This window comes from Bacillus sp. BB51/4 (assembly GCF_008368845.1).
Classification (GTDB): Bacteria; Bacillota; Bacilli; order Bacillales; family Bacillaceae_G; genus Bacillus_A; species Bacillus_A wiedmannii.
On the sequence record NZ_QOSC01000017.1, the window covers coordinates 223,849 to 245,942 of the forward strand.

The following is a 22,094-nucleotide window of genomic DNA, read 5'->3' on the forward strand; positions in this document are numbered from 1 at the left end:
ATCCCCCTAGAACCTCATTTTTCGTGTCCAATTTTAATCCCATAAATAACGGAATACACGTTTTACTTTTGACATCATACGTTCATCATTTTGATTATTATTGTTTTGATTACGAGTTTTTTGTTTCGCAGGTTGCTGTTGTACCGGCGTTGGTGCTGGTGCTGGTACTGGTTCAAAATGTTCTTGCTTTTCCTGCACATTTTTCCCACGTAATTTAGCTTTTTGATAAGAATGTTTAATTAATCCTACTCCACTTGTATATTGGGGCTCACGCACACCAATATAATCAGGAGTCGCTATACGAACATTTTCATGTAAAATATCATATGCAAGATCAAGAACACCCGGCATAGAAGCAATTCCACCAGTTAGTACATAGCCAGAAGCTACTTGCTTTACTCCTAACTTACGCACTTCATCTTGAACAAACATTAAAATTTCCTCTACACGAGCCTCTATTATATCCGATAATTCCAACTGAGAATATTGTTCTGTTTGATCGCTTCCCATAATAGGAACCGTAAACATCTCTTCTTCAGATGCTGTATCATAAAAAGCATGTCCATATTTCAACTTTATTTGATCTGCATTGTCTGTTGAAGTTTTCAACCCAATCGCAATATCCTTCGTTATATGGTCTCCACCTAACGGTAATACGCTCGTCGCTTGTAACTCTCCATCTTTAAAAATAGATAAAGTTGTAGATCCTCCCCCCATATCAACAAGGGCTACTCCTCTATGTTTCTCATCTGAAGATATAGCAACTGTTGCAGCCGCTAAAGGTTGAAGACAAATATCAACTATTTCAAGACCTGCTTTTTCTACACAACGAAGTAGGTTATGTAGTAAAGTTCTCGAGCCTGTTATAAGTGTACCTTCCATTTCTAATCTTACACCGATCATCCCGCGTGGATCGTTAATCTCGTCAAGACCGTCTACGATGAACTGTCGAGGTACCACATCAATAAACTCACGCTCTGGAGCAATTGACACAACTTGTGCTGCATCTAGAACGCGTAAGACATCTTCATTCCCGATTTCACGATCTTCATTTGAAACAGCGACTACTCCGTGACAAGGAAGTAGCTGTACCTGGTTTGCATTGACACCTACTACAACTTGCTCAATGTGGATTCCCACCATGCGCTCAGCTTGTTCAATTGCTTTTTTAATTGATCGAACAGTCTCGTCTATATCAACTATCGATCCCTTCTTTAAACCATTTGATTTTACATTTCCAACACCAATAATGTTTAAGCTGTCATTAACCATTTCACCAATGATGACTTTAACATTGGATGTACCGATGTCAAGACTAACATATATTTCATTGCTGTTCATTCTTTGGCACCTCCTTCTTTATTTATACCATACAACTCAATATATGGAACAACAATCGCAACTTTACTATTTATAAGAAAAATATTCAACGTCTTTATACGTTTCCCTTTTTTAACCCTATATTTTTCTTATTTTTATTTAACATTCATTTAAGAATATCGCAGTAAACTGTGAATAACTGCTTATCTTGAAATAATTCTATTTCAAGTGTAAAGATTACCGCCAAGTATAAGTCTACACTAAGATGTACTCATAGAAAAGTGAAACTTGTACCAATCCTAGTATGAATCTAAGAATTTTTACATCTTTTTCATCAAATGAACCATTCTTGTAAATTCAGATGCATTCAATAGAACGTTCGTTTCGTTTTTTCTACAGGGACGTAGTAAAAACTATCGTTCTATTCTTTTTTTTCTTCCGCTCCTAATTCTTTCGTATATGCCCCTACTTCTAAATCAATTAATACCTTTTTACCCGGTTCAATTGTTTTTAAGATAAGCGGATAAGCTTCCATACGCTTTGCGAAATTTTGAATCGTAGTGCTCACTTCGTACCCTTCGTTCATATATAAAGTAAGGTGATCTTCATTCGCATTCGTCGGTGAATAACGAATTTCAGAAATAGACCTTAAAATAGTTGGTGTTAATTTTTCAAGCTCAGCAATTAACTCCTTCATTTTTTCCTCTTTAAAAGGTTCAAAAATTGGTGCTGCAACAGGAAGTTTTCCATTCGGAAGTACATCAAGTGTTTTCCCGTTCTCTAGTAACGGTTGTAATTTCCCATCTTTGTTTATATAACCAATCGTTAAATATTCTTCAATATGAACATCAATTTTATTTGGAAAACGTTTTTTTACATTTACTGCTTTAATTTCTTTTCGTTTCGTTAGGTTTTCTTCTGCTTTATGTGCTGTCACTCGGAAATAACTTGTATCATACGTCACACCTGATTCCTTCATCACTTGTTCATCTGTCATATAATGATTTCCAAACACACTTATCTTTTTGATATTGCTTAGCGGAGACCGAAAATAAATTAAAAAGAGCACTAATAAAAATAAAATTGATATGTATAAAATCAACCGATGATTAACATTTTTCTTGTTTTTCTTCTGTTGATTTTTTAACTTTGGTACACGATCCTGTAGTTTAATCACTTTACTATTTTTCATGTACGATCCCCCTACGTAACATAAAAAACGGCATGTTCCTCATGCCGTTCTTATCTTCTTATTATAACATAAATGATAATGAGCGGAACGAATAACCGTTATCTTCCAATGATTTCTACTTCTGTATGCATTTCTACGCCAAATTTATCCTTGATTGTTTGTTTTATTAATGCAATTAAAGATAAGACATCTTGCGCACTGGCTCCCCCAGTGTTAATAATAAAATTCCCATGCATTTCAGAAATTTGAGCTCCGCCTATTTGATAACCACGAAGCCCCGCCTTTTCTATTAAGTCTCCTGCAAAGTATGGGATTGGATTCCGAAATATGCTTCCTGCACAAGGATGATTCCACGGCTGTGTTTCACGACGGTAGTCTTTATTCTTTTGCATGACGCTTACGATTCCCTCACGCTCTCCTACCTGCAATTGAAACTCAGCTTCCAAAACAATACCAGGACGTTTCGTTTGCAATACAGAAGTACGATAGGAAAACTCCATTTCTTCATGTGTTAACCAATCAATTGTTCCGTTTTCAAACAAAATAAGAGCTTTTGATAATATGTTTGATATATCCGATTTATGTGCTCCAGCATTCATATACACTGCACCACCAACACTTCCTGGAATACCACTGGCAAATTCCAGACCGGATAACCCTTGACGACTAAGTAAAGTTGATAATTTAATAAGGGGATACCCACCACCAACTCTTACTCTATGTTTTTCGACTTCTAAGTGGTCTAATCCTTCTCCTAAACGAATAACGACACCTTCTATACCTAGATCAGATACAAGAAGGTTCGAACCTCGACCAATTACAGTCCACTTTGTTTTATATTTTTTTACTAACTGCAACGTTTTTTCAATACTGGCAACATGCTTTGGCACAATTAAAATATCAGCTGGTCCACCTATTTTCATAGTGGTATAACGCGCTAACGCTTCATTCACTAACACGCGACCAACATTTGCTTCTATAAGCTCATTTACTAATTGCTCCATAAACAATCTCCCCCATACTAAGTATCCTTATTACAGTAGTATGCAGGGCGTTCACCTAACGTTATTTTTTTACAAGCTTATTCATTACTTCATACAGCTTATTTGCTGCATCTGGAATACCTAATTGCCCCGCAGCCAGCTTCATATTTTGTAATGTTTGTGCATCTAATAAAATCTCATCAATATCACGAATAAGCGTTTCTGCTGTTAAGTCTTTTTCAAGCAACATTTTTGCTGCTCCTTTATCGACAACGGAACGTGCATTCTTTTCCTGATGGTTATTTGTTACGTAAGGACTAGGTATTAACACACTTGGCTTACCTAACGCGGTTAATTCTGCAAGTGTTGTTGCCCCCGCTCTTGAAACAACAAGATCTACCCCTGTAAGTACCTCTGGCATATTATGAATGAAAGGTTTAATAATAACATTATTCGGATTCCCTTTTTGCTTCACTGCTTCCATCACTTTGTCATAATGAACTTCACCTGTTACATACAATATTTCGTAACTTTTATTTCCAAACTGTTCAATTGCCTCTACGAAAGCATCGTTAATCGGTCTAGCCCCACGACTTCCACCAAAAATAAGTACCGATTTTTTAGGAAGAGATAAACCTACTGAACGTTTTCCTTTCATTCCATTCTGATCCATTACTTCTGATGCTCTTGGATTTCCTGTCATCACCACTTTTGACTGTGGAAAATGTTCTGCAGCCGCTTCAAAACAAACCGCAACTTTATCAACATAGCGGCTTAAAAATTTATTCGTTACACCAGGTACACTATTTTGTTCATGTACAATGGTTGGAATACCTAATTTTGCTGCAGCATATACAACTGGTCCACATACATATCCACCCGTTCCAATCACAATATCCGGATTAAAACGACGAATATATCGTTTACTATCTTGTACACCCTTTAGGAAACGCATCACCGTTTTCACGTTATCTAACGATATTTTACGCTTAAATCCACTTATAACAATAGATTGAAACGGTATGCCTGCTTTTGGAACGATTGTGCTCTCTAATCCACTCTCCGTACCAATATATAAAAACCTTGCTTCCGGATTTAATTTTTTTATTTCTCTTATTAGAGCAAGAGCCGGATAAATATGACCTCCAGTGCCCCCACCACTTACTAATACACGCACTACTAACTCCTCCGCTTCTCTTTTCTTATTTCAGTCGTATTTATTTCTATATACATCATGTTTCTTCGCGCACATACGAAAAACCCTGTCTTATAAAACAGGGTTTAGTAGCGAGAATGGCGACTTATATTTAATAATACACCTACTGCCATTAACATTAATGTCAAACTTGATCCACCATAACTTAAAAACGGCAAAGTAATACCTGTTACAGGCATCAATCCTGTTACAACACCAACATTAATCATTACTTGAATCGCAATCATCGCCACAATACCTACTGCTAAAAACGTACCATATAAATCTGGCGCTCCTAAAGCTATACGAATCCCACGCCATAATAATAGACTAAATAATAATAACACAAATGAACCACCAATAAAACCTAATTCCTCGGATAAGATTGCAAATATAAAGTCTGTTTGCGGTTCAGGTAAATAAAGAAACTTTTGTCTACTTTGTCCAAGTCCAAGCCCGAATAATCCACCAGGTCCAATTGCGAGTAACGATTGAATAATTTGAAATCCACTTCCAAGCGGATCTGACCACGGATCTAAATATGATGTAATACGTTTCATTCGATACGGTGCTGATGCAATTAGCCCTACAAATCCTGCTACACCAAGCAAACCAAACATTGCAAAGTGAAAGACCCTTGCTCCCGAGATAAATATCATAATAATACATGTCCCAACCATTACCGTTCCTGTGCCAAGATCTGGCTGTAACATAATCATCCCAAAAGCAAGAAATACAAAACTAAGAGCTGGTAGTAAACCACGTTTAAAAGAGGTAATTAATTTTTGTCGTTCCGCTAAAAATTTTGCTAAAAAAATAATCATCGCAAACTTCATAAATTCTGACGGTTGAATGGAAAATGCCCCGATTCCAATCCAACTTCGCGCTCCTCCTCGAACAAGTCCTACCCCAGGAACAAGAACAAGAATAAGAAGAATGAAGCAAACTAGCAAAATTACTTTTGAATACGTACGCCACACCCAATAATCAATTTTCATAATTAAAAACATTGCCACTACACCAATACTTGCAAATAGCAATTGCCTTTTTGCAAAAAAGAATGAGTCCCCCATTTTATAAGAGGCCCAAACCGCACTCGCACTATACACCATAACCATTCCGATTGTTAACAACGCAAGTGTAACGATGATGAGAATAAAATCAGGGGTTTTCTTCATTACCCATAAACACCACCTCTTTAGGCAGAAACTTTTGCCCTATGTAACAAAACATCAGTAGGTATTAGCCTACTGATGTTTTGATTTACTTTATATAAGTTTATGCACAGCTTGTATAAACATGTCTCCTCTTTCTTCAAATGTTTTAAATTGATCCCAGCTTGCACATGCTGGAGAAAGAAGAATTACATCGCCATCTGTAGAATGAGCATAAGCTTTCACTACCGCTTCATCTAAAGTATCGACACTTTCAATTGTATCTAATCCCGCTTTTTCTGCAGCTCTTACTAATTTTGGAGCTGTTTGTCCAAATGTCACAATTGCTTTTACATTTTTGAAATACGGAATTAAATCATCGAATTCATTTCCACGATCAAGCCCACCTGCTAATAACACAATCGGTTGTGTAAACGCAGATAAAGCTTTCTCAGTCGCTAACATATTCGTTGCTTTTGAATCATTATAAACCTTACGATTGTTAATAGTTGTTACATATTCTAAACGATGTTTTACACCTGTAAAACGTTTTAACACCGCCGTAATCGCTTCATTAGAAACACCTAATAATTTTGCGATACTCATCGCTGCTAAAATATTTTCTAAATTATGTTGACCAGGTAAAACGATATCGCCTACTTCAACAACTTTTTCACCTTTAAAACAAAGAGCATTCTCTTTTATACACGCACCATCTTCAATTTCTTTCGTTGTCGAGAATAGTACTTTTTGCCCTTTACTATAAGCAGATAAAGCCATCACATCTGCATCATCTGCATTTATTACACTATAATCATTTTCTGTTTGGTTTTTAAAAATATTTGCTTTTGCTAAACCATATTCCTTCTTCGTCCCGTGATAATCTAAGTGGGCCTCAAATAAATTTAAAAACGCAGCAATTTTAGGTTGGAACAATTCTACTCCCATCAGTTGAAACGATGAAAGTTCTGTAACTACAACTTCATTTTCTTTTGCATCCCGTGCTACTTCACACGCTACAGTTCCTATGTTCCCTGCAATTACAGGATGCTTTTGTCCTTCTTTTAGCATTTCAAATGCAAGCATTGTCGTCGTCGTTTTACCGTTAGACCCCGTAATCCCAACAAATGGCGCTTCTGAAATACGATATGCTAATTCAACTTCCGTAACAATTGGAATTTGCTTCTCTTTCGCAGCAACTAATATTGGATTAGAATACGGGATTCCTGGATTTTTTACTACAAGAGAAATATTTCTCTCTAACAATTCTAAAGGATGACCACCGCATACAACGTCCATTCCTTTTGCTTGTAATTCTGCAGCAAGTACATTATCCGCTAAAGGCTTTCCGTCATTTACAATTACATTTGCCCCTAATTTTTGTAACAGCGTAGCTGCTGCATAACCACTTTTTGCAATGCCTAATACAAGAATATTTTTATTTTGAAATTCAGTTACAGTTTTCAATTACATCCACACCCCGATATAAATTCCTAACACAGCTAATAAAAAGCCTACAGACCAAAATGTCACAACAACACGCCACTCTGACCAACCACATAATTCATAATGATGGTGTAATGGACTCATTTTAAAGACACGTTTTCCTGTTGTTTTAAAAGAAATGACCTGAATAATAACAGATAAAGTTTCCATTACGAATACTCCACCAATGATTACAAGTAGTAATTCTTGTTTTAATAAAATCGCTACAGCTGCAATGGCTCCACCTAAAGCTAAGGAACCTGTATCTCCCATAAACACTTTCGCTGGATTTGCATTGAATACTAAAAATCCAAGTACAGCTCCTACAACTGCCATACAGAATATCGCTACTCCAAATTGCTCTTGCGCTACTGCAATAATACTAAACGCTCCAAATGCAATAGCAGCTGTTCCTGATAATAAACCATCTAAACCGTCAGTTAAGTTAACTGCATTTGATCCACCAATAAGCATAAATAATACAAGTACAAAATACGCCCAACCTAGTTCAAACTTAACATCTGTTCCCGGAATCATGATGTATGTGTGGAACGCTTGCCCTTTTCCAATTAAAAAGAACGCAATAGCAATAACAAGCTGACCTACTAATTTTTGTTTTGATGTTAAACCAAGATTTCTCTTCTTAACTACCTTTATGTAGTCATCTAAAAATCCAATTAATCCGTAGCCAAATGTCACTAATAATAATAACGAAACCTCTGCACCTAAATGATTAAACTTAATCGCCATAATAAGTGAAGTTACCATCATAGATACATATATGACAATACCACCCATTGTAGGTGTCCCTGATTTTTTTTGATGTGACTTTGGTCCCTCATCACGAATACTCTGTCCGAACTTTAATTTCCTTAAAAATGGAATAAACAATGGCGAAAGGGCAACAGAAATTAAGAATGCTACCCCAGCCGTTACTAATAAACCTTGCTCAAGCACATGTAGTCCTCCTCTCACGTTGTTACTCTTCGTTGTTTAAACGCTCTGTAATTGCTTCTTTAGCGACTTCACGATCGTCAAAATGATGAACGTCTTTACCAATAATTTGATACGTTTCATGACCCTTACCAGCAATAATGATGATATCTTCAGCTTTCGCGTTAGCAATTGCATGGTATATCGCTTCTTTTCTATCAATAATTACTTCATAATTATTCCCATTTGCACCCTGCACCATATCATCTAAAATAGCCCCTGGCTCTTCACTTCTTGGATTATCTGAAGTGTAAATTGCATGAGTTGCATATTTTGTTGCAACATTTGCCATAATTGGTCTCTTTGTTCGATCTCTATCTCCACCACAACCGACGATGCAATATACATCGCCTTTTGCAAACTGTTTTGCTGTTTTTAATACATTCTCTAAGCTATCTGGTGTATGTGCATAATCAACAATAACTGTATAATTTTGTCCACCATCAACTACTTCAAAACGTCCTGGAACTCCAGCTAGTTGCTTTATTACATCAATAACCGTTTCTAAACTTACACCAGAAACAAGTCCTGCCGCTGTTGCCGCTAGTACGTTATATACATTAAATTTCCCAATCAATTTCATCGTAACATTTACACTTTCATACGGTGTTACAAGCGTAAATGTAGTTCCACCACTCGTCATAACGATATCTTTGGCCATAATATCACTTGTTGTATCAATTCCATACGTTACAACAGTTGCCGCAGTACTTCTCATATATTCCGCAGTTACAGCATCATCGTTATTCAGTACCGCGTACTTTTCACGATCATGGTTATAACTATTGCCAAGTTGTGCAAATAGCAACCCTTTTGCATGTTTATATTCTTCCATCGTTTTATGATAGTCTAAATGATCTTGTGTTAAATTTGTAAACACTGCTACATCGTAATCACATCCGTGTACACGACCAAGATCTAAAGCATGTGACGAAACTTCCATTACTGTACTATCTACACCGTGCTCAACCATTTTTAAAAATGTCTGTTGAAGTGTTAGTGCATCTGGTGTTGTATTTTTCACCTCAAATGTTTCATCACCGATTTTCATATTAATCGTTCCAATTAGCCCCGTTTTATGACCATGTGCGCGCATAATCTCATCCATAATATGCGATGTTGTTGTCTTTCCATTTGTACCTGTAATTCCGATTAAATGTAACTTGTGTGTTGGTTGACCATAAAAATAATCAGCTAAAACCGCTAACGAACGAAAAGTGTTTTTCACAAGTACAACTGGAACGTCAACATCAATTGGTCTTTCCGCAACAATAGCAGCCGCTCCTTGTGCCGCTGCTTGCTTAGCAAAATCATGGCTATCAACCGTATATCCTTTCATACATACAAATAAGCTTCCCTCTTTCACTTTACGTGAATCAGCTTCTATAGATGTGATTTCTGGATTTTCTTTTGGAACAACTGGAAAATCATGCAAACATGATAAAAGTGTATGCAACTTCATTTCACTAAACCCTCTCTACATTGTGTATTTATCTCTTTTTTAATAAGCAACACGTTACCTCCTAAATATGTAAAATAGGAGGTAAGTGCTACTGTGTCTAATAAATAGACTTATTTATAATTGGGGCTCTTACAGCCTCAATTTAAGTAACTCTTCTATAAAGAACTCACTTCCACCAATTGTACCATAAAACGTACTAGGTTACCTTTAATTCCCGAAGTAAATTCTAATTTTTGAGCCTTCTTTCACTTTAGCTCCTGCTTCTGGGGATTGTTTAATTACTTTCTCTCCGTCTCCACTTATATCAAGCTTCAAATCGACGAGTTGTGTCTGTAAGTCTTTCTTTTTCATACCAATTAAATTCGGAACTTCCACAGTTGGTGTATCGCCCCATTTATATTCTCTCTCAACTTGTTCTTTTCTCGGTTTCACTCCCATAACAGGAAGTGCATCCCGAAGAATATTCCCAACAATTGGAGCTGCTACTACTCCACCAAATTGCGTTACACCTTTCGGATTATCAACAGCAACATAGACAACAATTTCCGGATCATCTGCTGGAGCAAAACCGATAAAAGATACTATATAATTATTCTCTAAATATTTACCATCTTTCACCTTTTGAGCCGTACCTGTTTTTCCACCTACACGATACCCATCAATGAAAGCACCTTTACCAGATCCCTTTGCTACAACATTCTCTAATGCATACCGAACTTTTTCTGAAGTTTCCTTGGAAATAACTTTTCTTTTTTCCACAGGTGTCTTTTTACTTACAACTTGATTATTTTTCGGATCAATAAATTCCTTAGCTATATACGGTTGATACAATGTCCCACCATTTACAGCCGCTGCTACTGCTGCTACTTGTTGAATTGGTGTTACAGAAACTCCTTGACCAAATGAAGTAGTTGCTTGCTCAACTGGACCGACTTTATCTAAATTAAATAAAATCCCACTACCTTCACCTTGCAAATCAATTCCGGTTTTCTGTCCAAAGCCGAAATTACGAATGTATTTAAACAATCGGTCTTTACCAAGACGATCACCAAGTTCAATAAATCCTGGGTTACATGAGTTTTGAACTACTTCTAAAAACGTTTGGCTACCATGGCCTCCCGCTTTCCAGCATTTCAATCTAGCTCCACCCACTTCAGCTGCTCCATCATCATAAAACGTATCTTTCTCTAAGTCTACTAAATTTTCATTCAAGGCTGCTGCTAACGTAATGATCTTAAATGTTGAACCAGGCTCATACGTACTCCATACTGGTAAATTTCTATTATACACTTCTGGAGAAACACTTTGAAAATCTGCTGGATCAAAACTCGGCCGACTCGACATACCTAAAATTTCACCATTTTTCGGATTCATTGCAATCGCAATCATACCATCTGGATTATATGTCGACTCTGCAATATTCATTTCTCTTTCCATAATTCTATTAATACGTGCATCAATTGTTAAACCTAAATTCAAACCAGCTTCTGGTTTTTTGAAATCATCGCCAACATTAGGCATCCTTTGGCCTTTTGCATCTGCAAAAAAACGCACATGACCTTCATCACCATTTAGCTCTTTATCATAATATTTTTCCAGTCCCATAAGACCTTGGTTATCACTACCTGCAAACCCTAATACGTGTGATAAAAAGTTGCCAAATGGATAGTACCGGATAGAGTCCTCTGCGATATAAACACCTTTCAAACTTAATCCTCGTACCTCTTTCGCTTTATCATGTGATATTTTTCTTCCACCTTTATCTAACCTTACAATCGATTCTTTTTTTGTAATCCGCTTATAAACCTCATCTTTTTCCACACCTAATACTGCAGCTAACTTCTCTGCAGTCTCTGCTGGTTTTTCAATTTGCCTCGGTACAACAAAGACAGTTGGGGCACTTTTATTCGTAGCAAGTTCCACACCATTCCGGTCTAAAATCTTCCCACGTTCAGGTTCAAAAGTAATATTACGACTCCATGAATCTTTCGCACGATCCGTTAACATATTCCCAAGAAAAAATTGCACATATCCAAGACGAATATCGATGATAGTGAAAATAAGTATACCTGATATGAGTATAAAAATAAGTCTTTTTCTAACTGTTACATTTGATACACGCATATTGGAACAAGCCTCCCTTACGCCTAGCTTGTTCCAATATATGCTTGTACTTATTTAATTAGAACTTCTTCTCTTTTACCATTACTGTTTTTCTGCTTCTTGTTGTGGTTCAAGTGGCGGTACAAGTGTTACACCTAACTCTGTACCAGGTTGTAACAATGTTCCTTCTGCCACACTTTGTTCAGTTACATATCCGGTACCAGTAGGTTTTAGGTTAAGCTTTAATGTTTTCGCTAAATTCATAACATCACGCAGTGCCCAGCCTTGTATATTTGGCATTGTAGGTTTATCTCCTACTAAGAAGACTCGGTCACCTTTTAATGTTTGCTCAGTTGCTTTTGGCACTTGCTGCTGCACTTTCCCTTCACCTAATACGATTGGACGAAGTTTTGCTTTATCAATTGCTTTTTTCGCTTCTTCCATCGTTTTCCCTGTTACATCCGGAACGACAGTTTGTTGTTCTTTCACATATTTTTTCGGGTCTTTTATTTCATTTGGCTTAATCTTTAAATACTCTAAACTATTTTTAGTTACATATTTAAAAATATCAGCTAAAGGCTGTGCGCCATTCTCATCATCTTTCAATTTCGGCTGTTTTACAGCTACATACACAACAAGTTGTGGATCGTCCATAGGTGCCATCCCTAAGAATGAGAATATATAATTCTCTCTTCCCGTCATATAGCCACCTTTTCCATCCGGAATTTGCGCTGTCCCTGTTTTACCACCAACTGAATACCCATCAACTTTATAAGCAGTTCCTGTTCCTTTCGGCGATGTAACAACACGTTCTAATAACTGTCTTACTTGCGCTGCTGTTTCTTTCGTAACAGGTTTTCCCACTTCCTCTGGCTTATGTTCTAATTTTACTTCGGCTGTTATTGGATCTACAATTTTATCAATTGTATAAGGCTTCATCATTTTTCCATCATTTGCAATAGCAGTTGCAGCTTGCACAAGCTGAATTGGCGTTACAGTAGAACCTTGTCCAAAAGCTGTTGTTACTTGCTGTATTTGTTGCTCAAATACAATTGCATTTGAACCTTCACCAGGTAAATCAATGTTCGTTTTTTCATCTAATCCAAAACTATGAATATACTTTCGGAAACGTTCGGGGCCAAGTTTTTGATCCCCTAAAATTGCAAACGCTACGTTGGAAGAACGCTCTACCCCTTCATCAAATGTGATAGATCCCCATCCAGCGCCACCGTTATGATCTTTTATTTTTCGGTTCCCGACTTGATATGTACCAGACTGATAATAATCTTGTCCTTTATACACACCTTCATTAATAGCTGCTGCTAACGTGAAAATTTTCATTGTTGATCCAGGTTCAAATGCATTTGCAATTGCATCATTGAAGAAATATTTAATTTGACGATCATTTGGATCATAACTAGGTTTACTAGACATCGCTAATATTTTCCCTGTTTTTGGATCCGCAACAATCCCTATTAAACTTTCTGGGTCGTAATGCTTACTTGCAGCTTTCATCGCATCTTCTAAATAACTTTGAATACGTTGATCTATCGTTAAATACGCGTTATCTCCGTTTTTAGGTGCCTCTACGTTCACTTTTCCACCGTCAAGAGACACTCCTTTACGATCGCCTGTATAAGCTACTTTGCCGTTAGAAGCACTTAAATATTTATCTAAACTTTTTTCTAAACCAAATTGCCCTACCGAAGTCCCCTCTTCATTCGGTTTAGCATGACCTATAACGTAAGATGCAAAATCACCGTTCGGATACACTCTTGCATTTTCAGTAATAAAAGATATGCCTGGCAATTTCAATGCTTCTATTTGTTCCTTCTGTTCTTTCGTCAAATCTTTACCTAGTGTTCCAAATTCGACTTGACTTTTATCTTTTTTATTTAACGTGGCTAAAATCTTCTCTTCATCTTTTCCGAGTACTCCCGCAATTTTCTTTGCAGTATCCTCTTTATTTTCAACATGATTCGCACCTTTTAATTCCGCTACAAGTTTATAAGAGTTTGCATCTTGCGCTAGTACATGACCGTTTTGATCATAAATCGTCCCGCGATTTGCTTCTAGAACTCCTTTTTTACTATGTTTTTGCTGAGCAAGTTTATCCAAATCTTGATTATGAACAGTTCCTGTTGCTTGTATGTAAAAAAATCGGGCTAACAATAGCAAAAAGAGCAGGAGGAATAAAATCATAAAATACCCTGCTCCCTTATTGGTATGAAATTTAGTCATATTTCTTTTCATTTTCCCTTCACACCTATTGCCTTATTTGAGGCCCTTCACATTATTCGCATTAATTTCTAGCCCGTGTTTTTTTGCAACTTCAGCGATTCGTTCATAGCGACTTAACTTCTCTACTTCAGCCTGTAACTCTTGATTTTCTTTTTGCTGCTGTACAATTTTTTGTTCTATCGTCGCTGCTTCTACATTGACTTGATAAAGGCCTGCTTTATTTCCAATAAACGCTACACAGGCATACAATAAAAAGCCAATAAATGCTACATACAACAGTTTTTCGATTCTTGTAATCTTCGCTTTAGCTTTTGGCTGAACCATCTGCTGTGGGGGCGTTTGAATCTGTATCTCTTCTTGCGCTTGTTGTTTGTACTTTACAGCTAAGTTACTCATACCTCTCTCCCCTTTTTATCGTTTTTCAGCGATTCTCAATTTCGCAGAACGCGCTCGATTATTTTCTTCTAACTCTATATCAGAAGGTAAAATCGGTTTTCTTGTAATAAGTTTTAATTTCGGCTTAAATTCATCAGGAATAATCGGTAATCCTGGTGGCAATTGTGGCGTTGTACTATTTCGCTTAAACGTCGTTTTACAAATACGGTCTTCTAAAGAATGGAATGTTATAACACTAACTCTTCCACCTGGCTTGACCATGTCAATTGCAGATTCCAACGCTTCTTCAAATACTTTCAATTCATCATTTACAGCAATACGGATTGCTTGGAACACTCGCTTCGCAGGATGTCCACCCGTTCTACGAGCAGGAGCTGGAATACCCTCTTTAATTAGTTCTACTAATTCTCCTGTCGTTTCAATAGCTTTATTCTCACGATACGCCTCAATTTTCCTTACTATTTGTTTTGAAAATTTCTCTTCACCATACTGGAAGAAAATTCTTACAAGTTGTTCATATGACCAGCTATTTACAACATCATATGCTGTTAATGGGGCATCTTGATCCATCCGCATATCTAACGGTGCATCATGATGATAACTAAAGCCACGCTCTGGTGTATCTAATTGTGGGGATGAAACACCTAAATCAAATAAAATACCGTCTACTTCTGTTATACCTAATTCCTGTAGTTTTTCAGATAAATAACGGAAATTACTCTTTACTGTTATGAACTGCTCACCGTATGAAGAGAATTTTTCTTTCGCATTTTGAATCGCTATCTCATCTTGATCAAACGCGATTAATCTTCCACCTTCAGTTAATTGGGATAATAAATAAGAACTATGTCCTCCTCCCCCCAGTGTACAATCTACATATGTACCATCTGGCTTTATATCTAAGCCGTCTACTGTTTCCTTCAAAAGCACTGTTACATGTTTAAACATTGTTGCACCTACTCTTTTTCCAATTAATTATGTTGAATGCATCTCCTCCCCCAAACGCATATTTCACGATTAGAGAACGAAATACTATGAAAGAACGACTCATTTAACTTGCCTACAAAGGCAGCATACTATACAAATCGCTATTTTCTTTTATTATATACTAAATTTTATCATTTTTTGCGGGAATTTAAATAAAAAACTGTCGAAAAAGATGATAATACGTTTACATTTTGTGCTATTTTGTCATATATTTAAGTATCCTGCATAATTACGATATTCACTTTTTTAAAATTAATAATTCAGAAAAATTTCACTTCACAGTAAATTCAACAGGACAAAAATAAAATCCTGCTCCTAAGAGCAAGATTCTATAGTTTTATAACATGATGTTTTCCGTCCCAAGAAAACGGTTTTTCCATTACACGATCAACGAAATCCAAACCGAACTGATTTAAATAGTAACATACATTCCACACACGCTCTTGCGGCGCCCCTAATGGACGAAGTGCAAATTGTATGCGACGGAATTTATTTAGCTGTACTTCATGTTTTTTCTCAACATTTCTTTTCAACATTCTTTCCAACAGTTCAATTTGTTCATTAATTTTGAATTCATTTTTCCCTGCAAACGCACTTAATCCAGGATCTATTTTCTTCACAAACTGTTGTAATGACGTATGGATATCAATTATTTCTTTTTTCGCCTCTACAAATCGATCATCTATCGGTTCCTCTATTTGATTAGATAACCAGTTTTCACGCAACTTATCTACGTTATTTAAAAACGGATCACTGTCTTGCAATTGCAAATCGTATAAATCTGTCGCTATATCCCTCTCTACATAAGTGATTGTAATACGCGGAACGACAGGCGGCATTTGGAAACCAATCGTATGGAAAACTTGTTGCAATTCACTCCAGTAAGCTAATTCCCCTGGTCCTCCAATAAACGCAAGCGTAGGAAATAGATACTCTTGCATAAGAGGGCGCGTTACAACATTATTACTAAAGCGTTCCGGACTTCTTTCCATCTCTTCCATCAATTCCTCATATGAAAAGGAATACGCTCCATCCTTCCCTACAAACTTCCCTTGATCGTCTTCAAGTAATACTCGCTCATTATCAATTTCCATGAATATATGTACTGCATTATACTTTGTTTCAATAATTGGTTTATATCCTAATTCTTTAATTACTTCCTGTTGGTTATGAAGCCCCTCTTGCACTTCTTTATACTTACCTATAATTCGCTTGAAAAACGGCACTTCTAATTTTCTTAATTCAGGATGATGCGAATCAACAAGAATTAAACCAGAATTAACGAACATTTTCATAATAAGATGGGCAAAGAAATCTACATACGTATTCGATTTCCCCAAAGAATCATCAATAAATTGCAGTACATCCTTTGTAAAATTCGTTTCAGGGTATGTTTTGAAAATTTCTTCAATCCACTTTCTACAGTCTTCCAAAGAAAGCTCGGACTCTGAAGCACTCGCCACTTTCGGATTACGGTCATGAAAAATAGTCTTTTTTATTTTTTTATTCTTCGTTACAAAAGTATGATTAATTTCATCCATATCATGGTCTTCACCAGCAATCCAGAAAACAGGAACGACTTTAACACCTAAACTTTCTTCCTTTTCCCTCGCAAGCTGTAAAACTGAAATAATTTTATGAATTGTATAAAGTGGTCCAGTTAATAACCCAGCTTGTTGTCCAGCTATAACAACATATGTATTTTCATCTCCAAGCGCTTTTACATTTTGAATCGTAGCTTCTCCCGCTTGTAATTTTGTATTATATTCTAATAAATGCGCTACTAAGTCTTGGCGGAAAAACTCCCTCTCACACAAATCATGTACACGCTGTTTAAAAGCATCTTCTGTTAACATATAGTCAAAACACGACTGTATCTCTTTTTTACCGTTCATATAGTCCGCTACAACACCTTGTTGCGGAACAGAGATTTCTTTTATCTCCATATAATTCTTCCTTTCGTATCCTGTTCTCTCACCAATCCACATTGTAGTCAATGTTGCACGTAAAAGCAAAGAATTACACTTATTCTTTTACTTCTAATCCTTTTATTGCATCGAACAAAAATTGCAGTGTCGGAACAGATCGTTGCTGTTTCTTAGCTTCTTCTAATACATATCCAACAATCGCACCGATTTCCGTTTGTCTATTTGCCCTTACATCTGCCAGCATAGATGATGTATTACGAGACGTTCTTTCACATACGCGATGTACCATTTTCCATACCATTTCTTTTTCTTCTTTAACAAGAAAAACGACTTCCTGAAAAACTTGCTCCATCAATCGATAAAAAAACGGGTTCGTAATCAACTCTCCGTTCTGGACTTGTAATAATGCTGTCAATGGATTGATACATACATTAACTACTAATTTTTTGTGCATGACATCCTTCCAATCATCTTCTATTTGAATCGGAAAATGAGGAAATGGAAAGCAATTAAATATTTTTTCAAAATGTATAGACTGGCCGTGCACGATTCCAAACTTCGTTACACCTATTCCCGTATGATAAACGATATGTCTTTCTTCTTTTTTTGCACCATGCTCTACAATCCCAACCGCAATATTTTTATTCCTTATTTGCTGCATAGCATGAAGGTGCGACATTCCGTTTTGCAAAAAGATTAATGAGGATTCCCCTCGCACAAAAGGTAGTATGTCAGTTATATGATATTGCTTAACAGCAATAAATATATAGTCTAGCTTCTGGTCTAGCATACTTTCTATTGGTAAAACAGGTGGGAATACGGTTTCACGTTTTTCCTCCCTCATACAAGTTACACCCGTTCTATTCAATTCCTCAGCCTGTTTAGCTGTCCTTGTAAACAACGTAACATCTTGATTACTTTTTTGTAAATAAAATGCATATAACAGACCGATAGCTCCTGGTCCCACAACTCCGATTTTCATTTTCACACAAGGAACTCATATAAATACGTTACACAAGTCCCTTTCCCTCCCCCTTTTTATCCCGCAAACGCCTGATTGGTGCGGAATCATAATTAACTAAAGGTGAACAAATCCCACCGATTACAGTTTCACTTTACCTTTCTCAATTCCATGAACATAGTTTACAATTTCATTGCTCTTTAACAAACAAATGCAACCTCTACTTTCAATATGTATATACTACCTATTAATATGCTTCTACTCTTAGTTTAGCAAATCCTCAAAAAAATAATAAAAGAAATATACTATCTTCTTCATAAAAATAAAAAAATGAGTTATAATATTTTTATAAATATTTTTACTTTTCTGCATTCAACGAGACAAGAAAAGGATGTGATGTTATGGGATTCCCAAAAGTTGAGCGCTTGCTCATCAATTATAAAACATTAGACGAATTTAAAAAATTTAAAGGTTGCGGAGCTCAAGAACTATCCATGTTAGAAGAATTACAGGCAAACATTATTGAAAACGATAGTGAATCTCCATTTTACGGTATTTATTATGGCGGATCACTAATTGCACGCATGAGTCTATATATGAAAAGGAACGGCGGAGAACCATTCGAAATTACAGGTACTTACCTAGAACTCTATAAACTTGAAGTGTTACCGACTTTCCAAAAACAAGGATTCGGAGAAATGCTTGTAAATTATGCGAAGGGGCTACAGTTCCCAATTAAAACGATCGCACGTATCCATTCAGCTGGTTTTTGGGATAAATTAAATTTCCAGCCTGTATCAGTACCTGATGGTGATTTTTATGTTTGGAACCCAGAAACAAATTTGAATACGGTTACAAACGAAGAGTCTGCATAAGAAATAAAAAAACAGCTACATAGCAGCTGTTTTTTTATTTCTTTAACTTTTCTAATTTCCCATTCGAACGAGCGCTATTTCTTTCCGCTACCATTACACTTCTTTTTTGATCGATATAATCAAGCAATGTTCTATACTCTTCCTCATATACTGATAATCGCTCCAAAAGACTCTCTCTCTCTGTTTGTAACGATTCAATTTGCTGTTGCAACACCATTAAAGAGTTTTCATCTTTATAATTTTGCAAGAAATCAATAACATCATTCAATGTAATTGACGTAGGCTCTACTACCTTTGTCTCTTTTACTTCATAATTTTCTACTTTACGTAGTTGCTTCGCTTCTTCAATACGTTCTTTGTATTGCTTTCTAACGTAAGAATTCCATCTAAAGCCACATGCTGCTGGTGTACGAGATAAATGTCTTCCCACTTCTTTAAAGGCAGATAATTGCGTTCCACCTTCTCGAATATGCCGGAGTACTACTTCTGCCAGAAGCAAATCTTCATCATCAGTCCAAGCATCTTGTCTTGTTGTCGCCATCTCTCTAGTCCTCCCTATGCATTTTTTATTAAGCATATGCAGTTACTAGAAAAGATAGAATACAACAAATAAAGAATAAGACAAAAAAAAATAAACGCAGAAGATATCTTCTACGTTTATTTTCCCGCAATTACTTGCTGATTACTTCTTTACCTTTGTAAGTACCGCATGCTTTACATACACGGTGAGCTAATTTCGCTTCACCACAGCTTGGGCACTCTACCATACCAGGTACTGATAATTTGAAATGCGTACGACGCTTTCTTTTTACTGTTTTAGAAGTTCTTCTAAAAGGTACAGCCATTCTTCCCACCTCCTTAAAAGAAATAGTTATTTTCATATGAAGGCCTAAACCAGTCTTCCGATTATTTGTCAAAAAACTTTGCAAGTCCTGCTAATCGTGGATCAACAGTCTTTTCTTTGTTTTCTTCCGAAATCACTTGCCAGTCTTGACCTTGCATCGGTGCTCCACCAGAAACATCATCACTGAAAATTTGCATTGGAATCTCCAAAAGTATATTTTCCTTGATTACGGGCAGTAAGTCAAGTACTTCTCCTTCTAAACAATGAATTTCAGCTTCAGTTTCAAATTCTTCTTGTGAAGTTTGGAACACCTCAGTTGTTTTAATGTCAAATGGTAATGTCACATCTACTAAAGAGCGAGAACATGGTAAAACCATGCTTCCAGTTATATGTAGATGGAACGTAAACTTACCGGAGCCAAAATCAACTCTTCCTGTTACATGAGCAGGATTAATTTCACGAATATCTTTCTCGACCTCTTGCAGCTCACTTACATCTACCATCTCATCCAATGTCAATCCTTTATTTCTCAATTTATTCAATTGATGGATGGACCATTTCATATCATATCACCTCAAGGCAACAAACAAAATTATAGCTAGCCATTTTATATTTGTCAATGTTTTTTCTTTACACTATAATGAAGTCATCATAGTAAATAATATATAGAGTATCACGTTTTTGAAAAAGATGCTACATCGAAAGGAGAGATTACCATAAAAGCCAGTGGCATTGTTGTTGAATATAACCCTTTTCATAACGGTCATGATTATCATGTGCAACAAACAAAAAAGTTAACACACGCCGATATTACAATCGCTGTTATGAGTGGCCCTTTTTTACAGCGTGGTGAGCCAGCACTCATATCCAAATGGTATCGTACCAAAATGGCCTTATCATGCGGTGTAGACCTTGTTGTAGAGCTTCCATACGCCTTCTCAACACAAAAGGCTGAAACCTTTGCAAATGGCGCTATTTCTATTTTAAACGCCCTGCGTGTTTCTGAAATTTGTTTCGGTAGTGAAGATGGGCAGATTGAAAATTTTCATAACACCATCTCTGTGCAAAAAAATGAAGAAGATACTTTTAATCATCTTGTAAAGCAATTTATGAATGCAGGTAACAGTTACGCAAAAGCTACATCTGAAGCCTTCCTACACATTTTACCATCCGAAAAAAACATAGACATGTCACAACCGAATAACATATTAGGATTCCAATACATGAAATCAATTTTCTTACAAAATAGTTCTATGCAAGCACAAACGATAAAAAGATTCGCATCTCATTATCATGATGAAACATTTAGCGACCAACATATTGCAAGCGCAACTAGTATTCGTAAACAACTTTTTAGCGAAAATAGTTCTTTTACAGAAATTGAGCCTTTTATCCCAAAAGCGACTGCTTCTCTTTTAGCAAGTTACAAACAAAACTACGGGATATTACATAATTGGGAACAATACTTTTCATTTTTTAAATACAAACTCATGACGATGTCTCCAGAAGACTTACGACATATATATGAAATAGAAGAAGGTTTAGAGCATCGTATTTTATCAAAAATACAAAACAGTTCCTCCTTCCATTCATTCATGGAAGCATTAAAAACGAAGCGTTATACATGGACTAGATTACAAAGAGCTTGTACACACATTTTAACAAATACAACAAAAGAAGAAATACATAGCGCAAATATAGAGCAGCATGCACCGTACATTCGTCTACTAGGCATGTCACAAAAAGGACAAACTTACCTTTCAAAAAACAAGAAAAAAATAGAACTTCCCATCCTTACCCATACAAAAACATTTGACCATCCTACTTTACATATAGAGCGAAAAGCCAATTCTGTATATTTCTCCATCATGCAAGAACCATTACGAACACAACTACTAAAACAAGATGCAACACACCATCCAATTCGTTATGATGAAACAACTGCAAAATTTCTATAAATAAACCTCTCTTTTTC

General features: G+C 36.3%; 19 protein-coding genes. 2 read left to right on the top strand and 17 right to left on the bottom strand.

What is annotated here, in order from left to right; genetic code table 11:
• Positions 1 to 33: 33 nt before the first annotated feature.
• The 14 genes from ftsA to panE form a co-directional block, all read right to left on the bottom strand.
• On the bottom strand, positions 34 to 1,341 hold the full coding sequence (ftsA, locus tag DN392_RS24015) for a cell division protein FtsA (RefSeq protein WP_001087543.1): 1,308 nt from the start codon (positions 1,339 to 1,341) through the stop codon (positions 34 to 36).
• A 400-nt stretch (positions 1,342 to 1,741) separates the two neighbouring features.
• Complete coding sequence (gene divIB, locus DN392_RS24020; RefSeq protein ID WP_000798232.1) at positions 1,742 to 2,512, bottom strand: cell division protein DivIB; 771 nt, start codon at positions 2,510 to 2,512, stop codon at positions 1,742 to 1,744.
• Positions 2,513 to 2,610: 98 nt separating this feature from the next.
• Positions 2,611 to 3,516: a UDP-N-acetylmuramate dehydrogenase gene (gene murB, locus DN392_RS24025; protein ID WP_000437052.1), complete on the bottom strand. Its 906-nt coding sequence runs from the start codon at positions 3,514 to 3,516 to the stop codon at positions 2,611 to 2,613.
• A 61-nt stretch (positions 3,517 to 3,577) separates the two neighbouring features.
• Entirely contained in the window at positions 3,578 to 4,672 is a 1,095-nt protein-coding gene (gene murG, locus DN392_RS24030; protein WP_001265424.1) for an undecaprenyldiphospho-muramoylpentapeptide beta-N-acetylglucosaminyltransferase, read from the bottom strand.
• 104 nt (positions 4,673 to 4,776) lie between these two features.
• Positions 4,777 to 5,868 carry a stage V sporulation protein E gene (spoVE, locus tag DN392_RS24035; RefSeq protein WP_000753517.1) on the bottom strand — a complete coding sequence of 364 codons (1,092 nt, stop codon included), beginning with the start codon at positions 5,866 to 5,868 and terminating at the stop codon, positions 4,777 to 4,779.
• Between the two features lie 90 nt (positions 5,869 to 5,958).
• Positions 5,959 to 7,311, bottom strand: coding sequence for a UDP-N-acetylmuramoyl-L-alanine--D-glutamate ligase (gene murD, locus DN392_RS24040; protein WP_064056442.1), 1,353 nt, complete (start codon positions 7,309 to 7,311; stop codon positions 5,959 to 5,961).
• Complete coding sequence (gene mraY / locus DN392_RS24045) at positions 7,312 to 8,286, bottom strand: phospho-N-acetylmuramoyl-pentapeptide-transferase (RefSeq protein WP_000893058.1); 975 nt, start codon at positions 8,284 to 8,286, stop codon at positions 7,312 to 7,314.
• A gap of 22 nt (positions 8,287 to 8,308) precedes the next feature.
• On the bottom strand, positions 8,309 to 9,784 hold the full coding sequence (gene murE, locus DN392_RS24050) for a UDP-N-acetylmuramoyl-L-alanyl-D-glutamate--2,6-diaminopimelate ligase (RefSeq protein ID WP_048565658.1): 1,476 nt from the start codon (positions 9,782 to 9,784) through the stop codon (positions 8,309 to 8,311).
• Between the two features lie 207 nt (positions 9,785 to 9,991).
• Entirely contained in the window at positions 9,992 to 11,908 is a 1,917-nt protein-coding gene (locus DN392_RS24055) for a stage V sporulation protein D (protein ID WP_001266244.1), read from the bottom strand.
• An 81-nt stretch (positions 11,909 to 11,989) separates the two neighbouring features.
• Positions 11,990 to 14,140, bottom strand: coding sequence for a penicillin-binding protein (locus tag DN392_RS24060; RefSeq protein ID WP_081257501.1), 2,151 nt, complete (start codon positions 14,138 to 14,140; stop codon positions 11,990 to 11,992).
• Positions 14,141 to 14,161: 21 nt separating this feature from the next.
• Positions 14,162 to 14,524, bottom strand: coding sequence for a cell division protein FtsL (gene ftsL / locus DN392_RS24065; RefSeq protein ID WP_000067079.1), 363 nt, complete (start codon positions 14,522 to 14,524; stop codon positions 14,162 to 14,164).
• Between the two features lie 15 nt (positions 14,525 to 14,539).
• A complete protein-coding gene (gene rsmH / locus DN392_RS24070) occupies positions 14,540 to 15,472 on the bottom strand; it encodes a 16S rRNA (cytosine(1402)-N(4))-methyltransferase RsmH (protein ID WP_000472509.1) in 933 nt (310 codons plus the stop codon).
• Positions 15,473 to 15,840: 368 nt separating this feature from the next.
• Positions 15,841 to 17,457, bottom strand: a complete 1,617-nt coding sequence (gene bshC, locus DN392_RS24075) for a bacillithiol biosynthesis cysteine-adding enzyme BshC (RefSeq protein ID WP_000403047.1) — start codon at positions 17,455 to 17,457, stop codon at positions 15,841 to 15,843.
• A gap of 79 nt (positions 17,458 to 17,536) precedes the next feature.
• Entirely contained in the window at positions 17,537 to 18,427 is an 891-nt protein-coding gene (panE, locus tag DN392_RS24080; RefSeq protein ID WP_074651370.1) for a 2-dehydropantoate 2-reductase, read from the bottom strand.
• Positions 18,428 to 18,801: 374 nt separating this feature from the next.
• Between panE and DN392_RS24085 the strand changes: the two genes are divergently transcribed.
• Positions 18,802 to 19,275, top strand: coding sequence for an N-acetyltransferase (locus DN392_RS24085; RefSeq protein ID WP_000506704.1), 474 nt, complete (start codon positions 18,802 to 18,804; stop codon positions 19,273 to 19,275).
• A 34-nt stretch (positions 19,276 to 19,309) separates the two neighbouring features.
• Here the strand turns inward: DN392_RS24085 and DN392_RS24090 are convergent, their stop codons facing one another.
• The 3 genes from DN392_RS24090 to DN392_RS24100 form a co-directional block, all read right to left on the bottom strand.
• Positions 19,310 to 19,816 carry an RsfA family transcriptional regulator gene (locus DN392_RS24090; RefSeq protein WP_000246481.1) on the bottom strand — a complete coding sequence of 169 codons (507 nt, stop codon included), beginning with the start codon at positions 19,814 to 19,816 and terminating at the stop codon, positions 19,310 to 19,312.
• Positions 19,817 to 19,946: 130 nt separating this feature from the next.
• Entirely contained in the window at positions 19,947 to 20,120 is a 174-nt protein-coding gene (rpmF, locus tag DN392_RS24095; protein ID WP_001984764.1) for a 50S ribosomal protein L32, read from the bottom strand.
• Positions 20,121 to 20,181: 61 nt separating this feature from the next.
• Positions 20,182 to 20,682 (bottom strand): YceD family protein, encoded by a 501-nt coding sequence (locus DN392_RS24100; RefSeq protein WP_000872150.1) that lies wholly within the window; start codon positions 20,680 to 20,682, stop codon positions 20,182 to 20,184.
• 153 nt (positions 20,683 to 20,835) lie between these two features.
• On the opposite strand from DN392_RS24100, the gene DN392_RS24105 reads away from it, so the two are divergent.
• Positions 20,836 to 22,077: a nucleotidyltransferase gene (locus DN392_RS24105; protein ID WP_164085692.1), complete on the top strand. Its 1,242-nt coding sequence runs from the start codon at positions 20,836 to 20,838 to the stop codon at positions 22,075 to 22,077.
• Positions 22,078 to 22,094: the final 17 nt, after the last annotated feature.

Coding starts and splice junctions, on each gene's coding strand:
- murE (WP_048565658.1), bottom strand. CDS start 9,784: ATGAAGTTGCATACACTTTTATCATGTTTGCATGATTTTCCAGTTGTT.
- divIB (WP_000798232.1), bottom strand. CDS start 2,512: ATGAAAAATAGTAAAGTGATTAAACTACAGGATCGTGTACCAAAGTTA.
- ftsL (WP_000067079.1), bottom strand. CDS start 14,524: ATGAGTAACTTAGCTGTAAAGTACAAACAACAAGCGCAAGAAGAGATA.
- DN392_RS24085 (WP_000506704.1), top strand. CDS start 18,802: ATGGGATTCCCAAAAGTTGAGCGCTTGCTCATCAATTATAAAACATTA.
- DN392_RS24100 (WP_000872150.1), bottom strand. CDS start 20,682: ATGAAATGGTCCATCCATCAATTGAATAAATTGAGAAATAAAGGATTG.
- rsmH (WP_000472509.1), bottom strand. CDS start 15,472: ATGTTTAAACATGTAACAGTGCTTTTGAAGGAAACAGTAGACGGCTTA.
- DN392_RS24055 (WP_001266244.1), bottom strand. CDS start 11,908: ATGCGTGTATCAAATGTAACAGTTAGAAAAAGACTTATTTTTATACTC.
- bshC (WP_000403047.1), bottom strand. CDS start 17,457: ATGGAGATAAAAGAAATCTCTGTTCCGCAACAAGGTGTTGTAGCGGAC.
- DN392_RS24090 (WP_000246481.1), bottom strand. CDS start 19,816: ATGGCGACAACAAGACAAGATGCTTGGACTGATGATGAAGATTTGCTT.
- murB (WP_000437052.1), bottom strand. CDS start 3,516: ATGGAGCAATTAGTAAATGAGCTTATAGAAGCAAATGTTGGTCGCGTG.
- spoVE (WP_000753517.1), bottom strand. CDS start 5,868: ATGAAGAAAACCCCTGATTTTATTCTCATCATCGTTACACTTGCGTTG.
- rpmF (WP_001984764.1), bottom strand. CDS start 20,120: ATGGCTGTACCTTTTAGAAGAACTTCTAAAACAGTAAAAAGAAAGCGT.
- ftsA (WP_001087543.1), bottom strand. CDS start 1,341: ATGAACAGCAATGAAATATATGTTAGTCTTGACATCGGTACATCCAAT.
- DN392_RS24060 (WP_081257501.1), bottom strand. CDS start 14,140: ATGAAAAGAAATATGACTAAATTTCATACCAATAAGGGAGCAGGGTAT.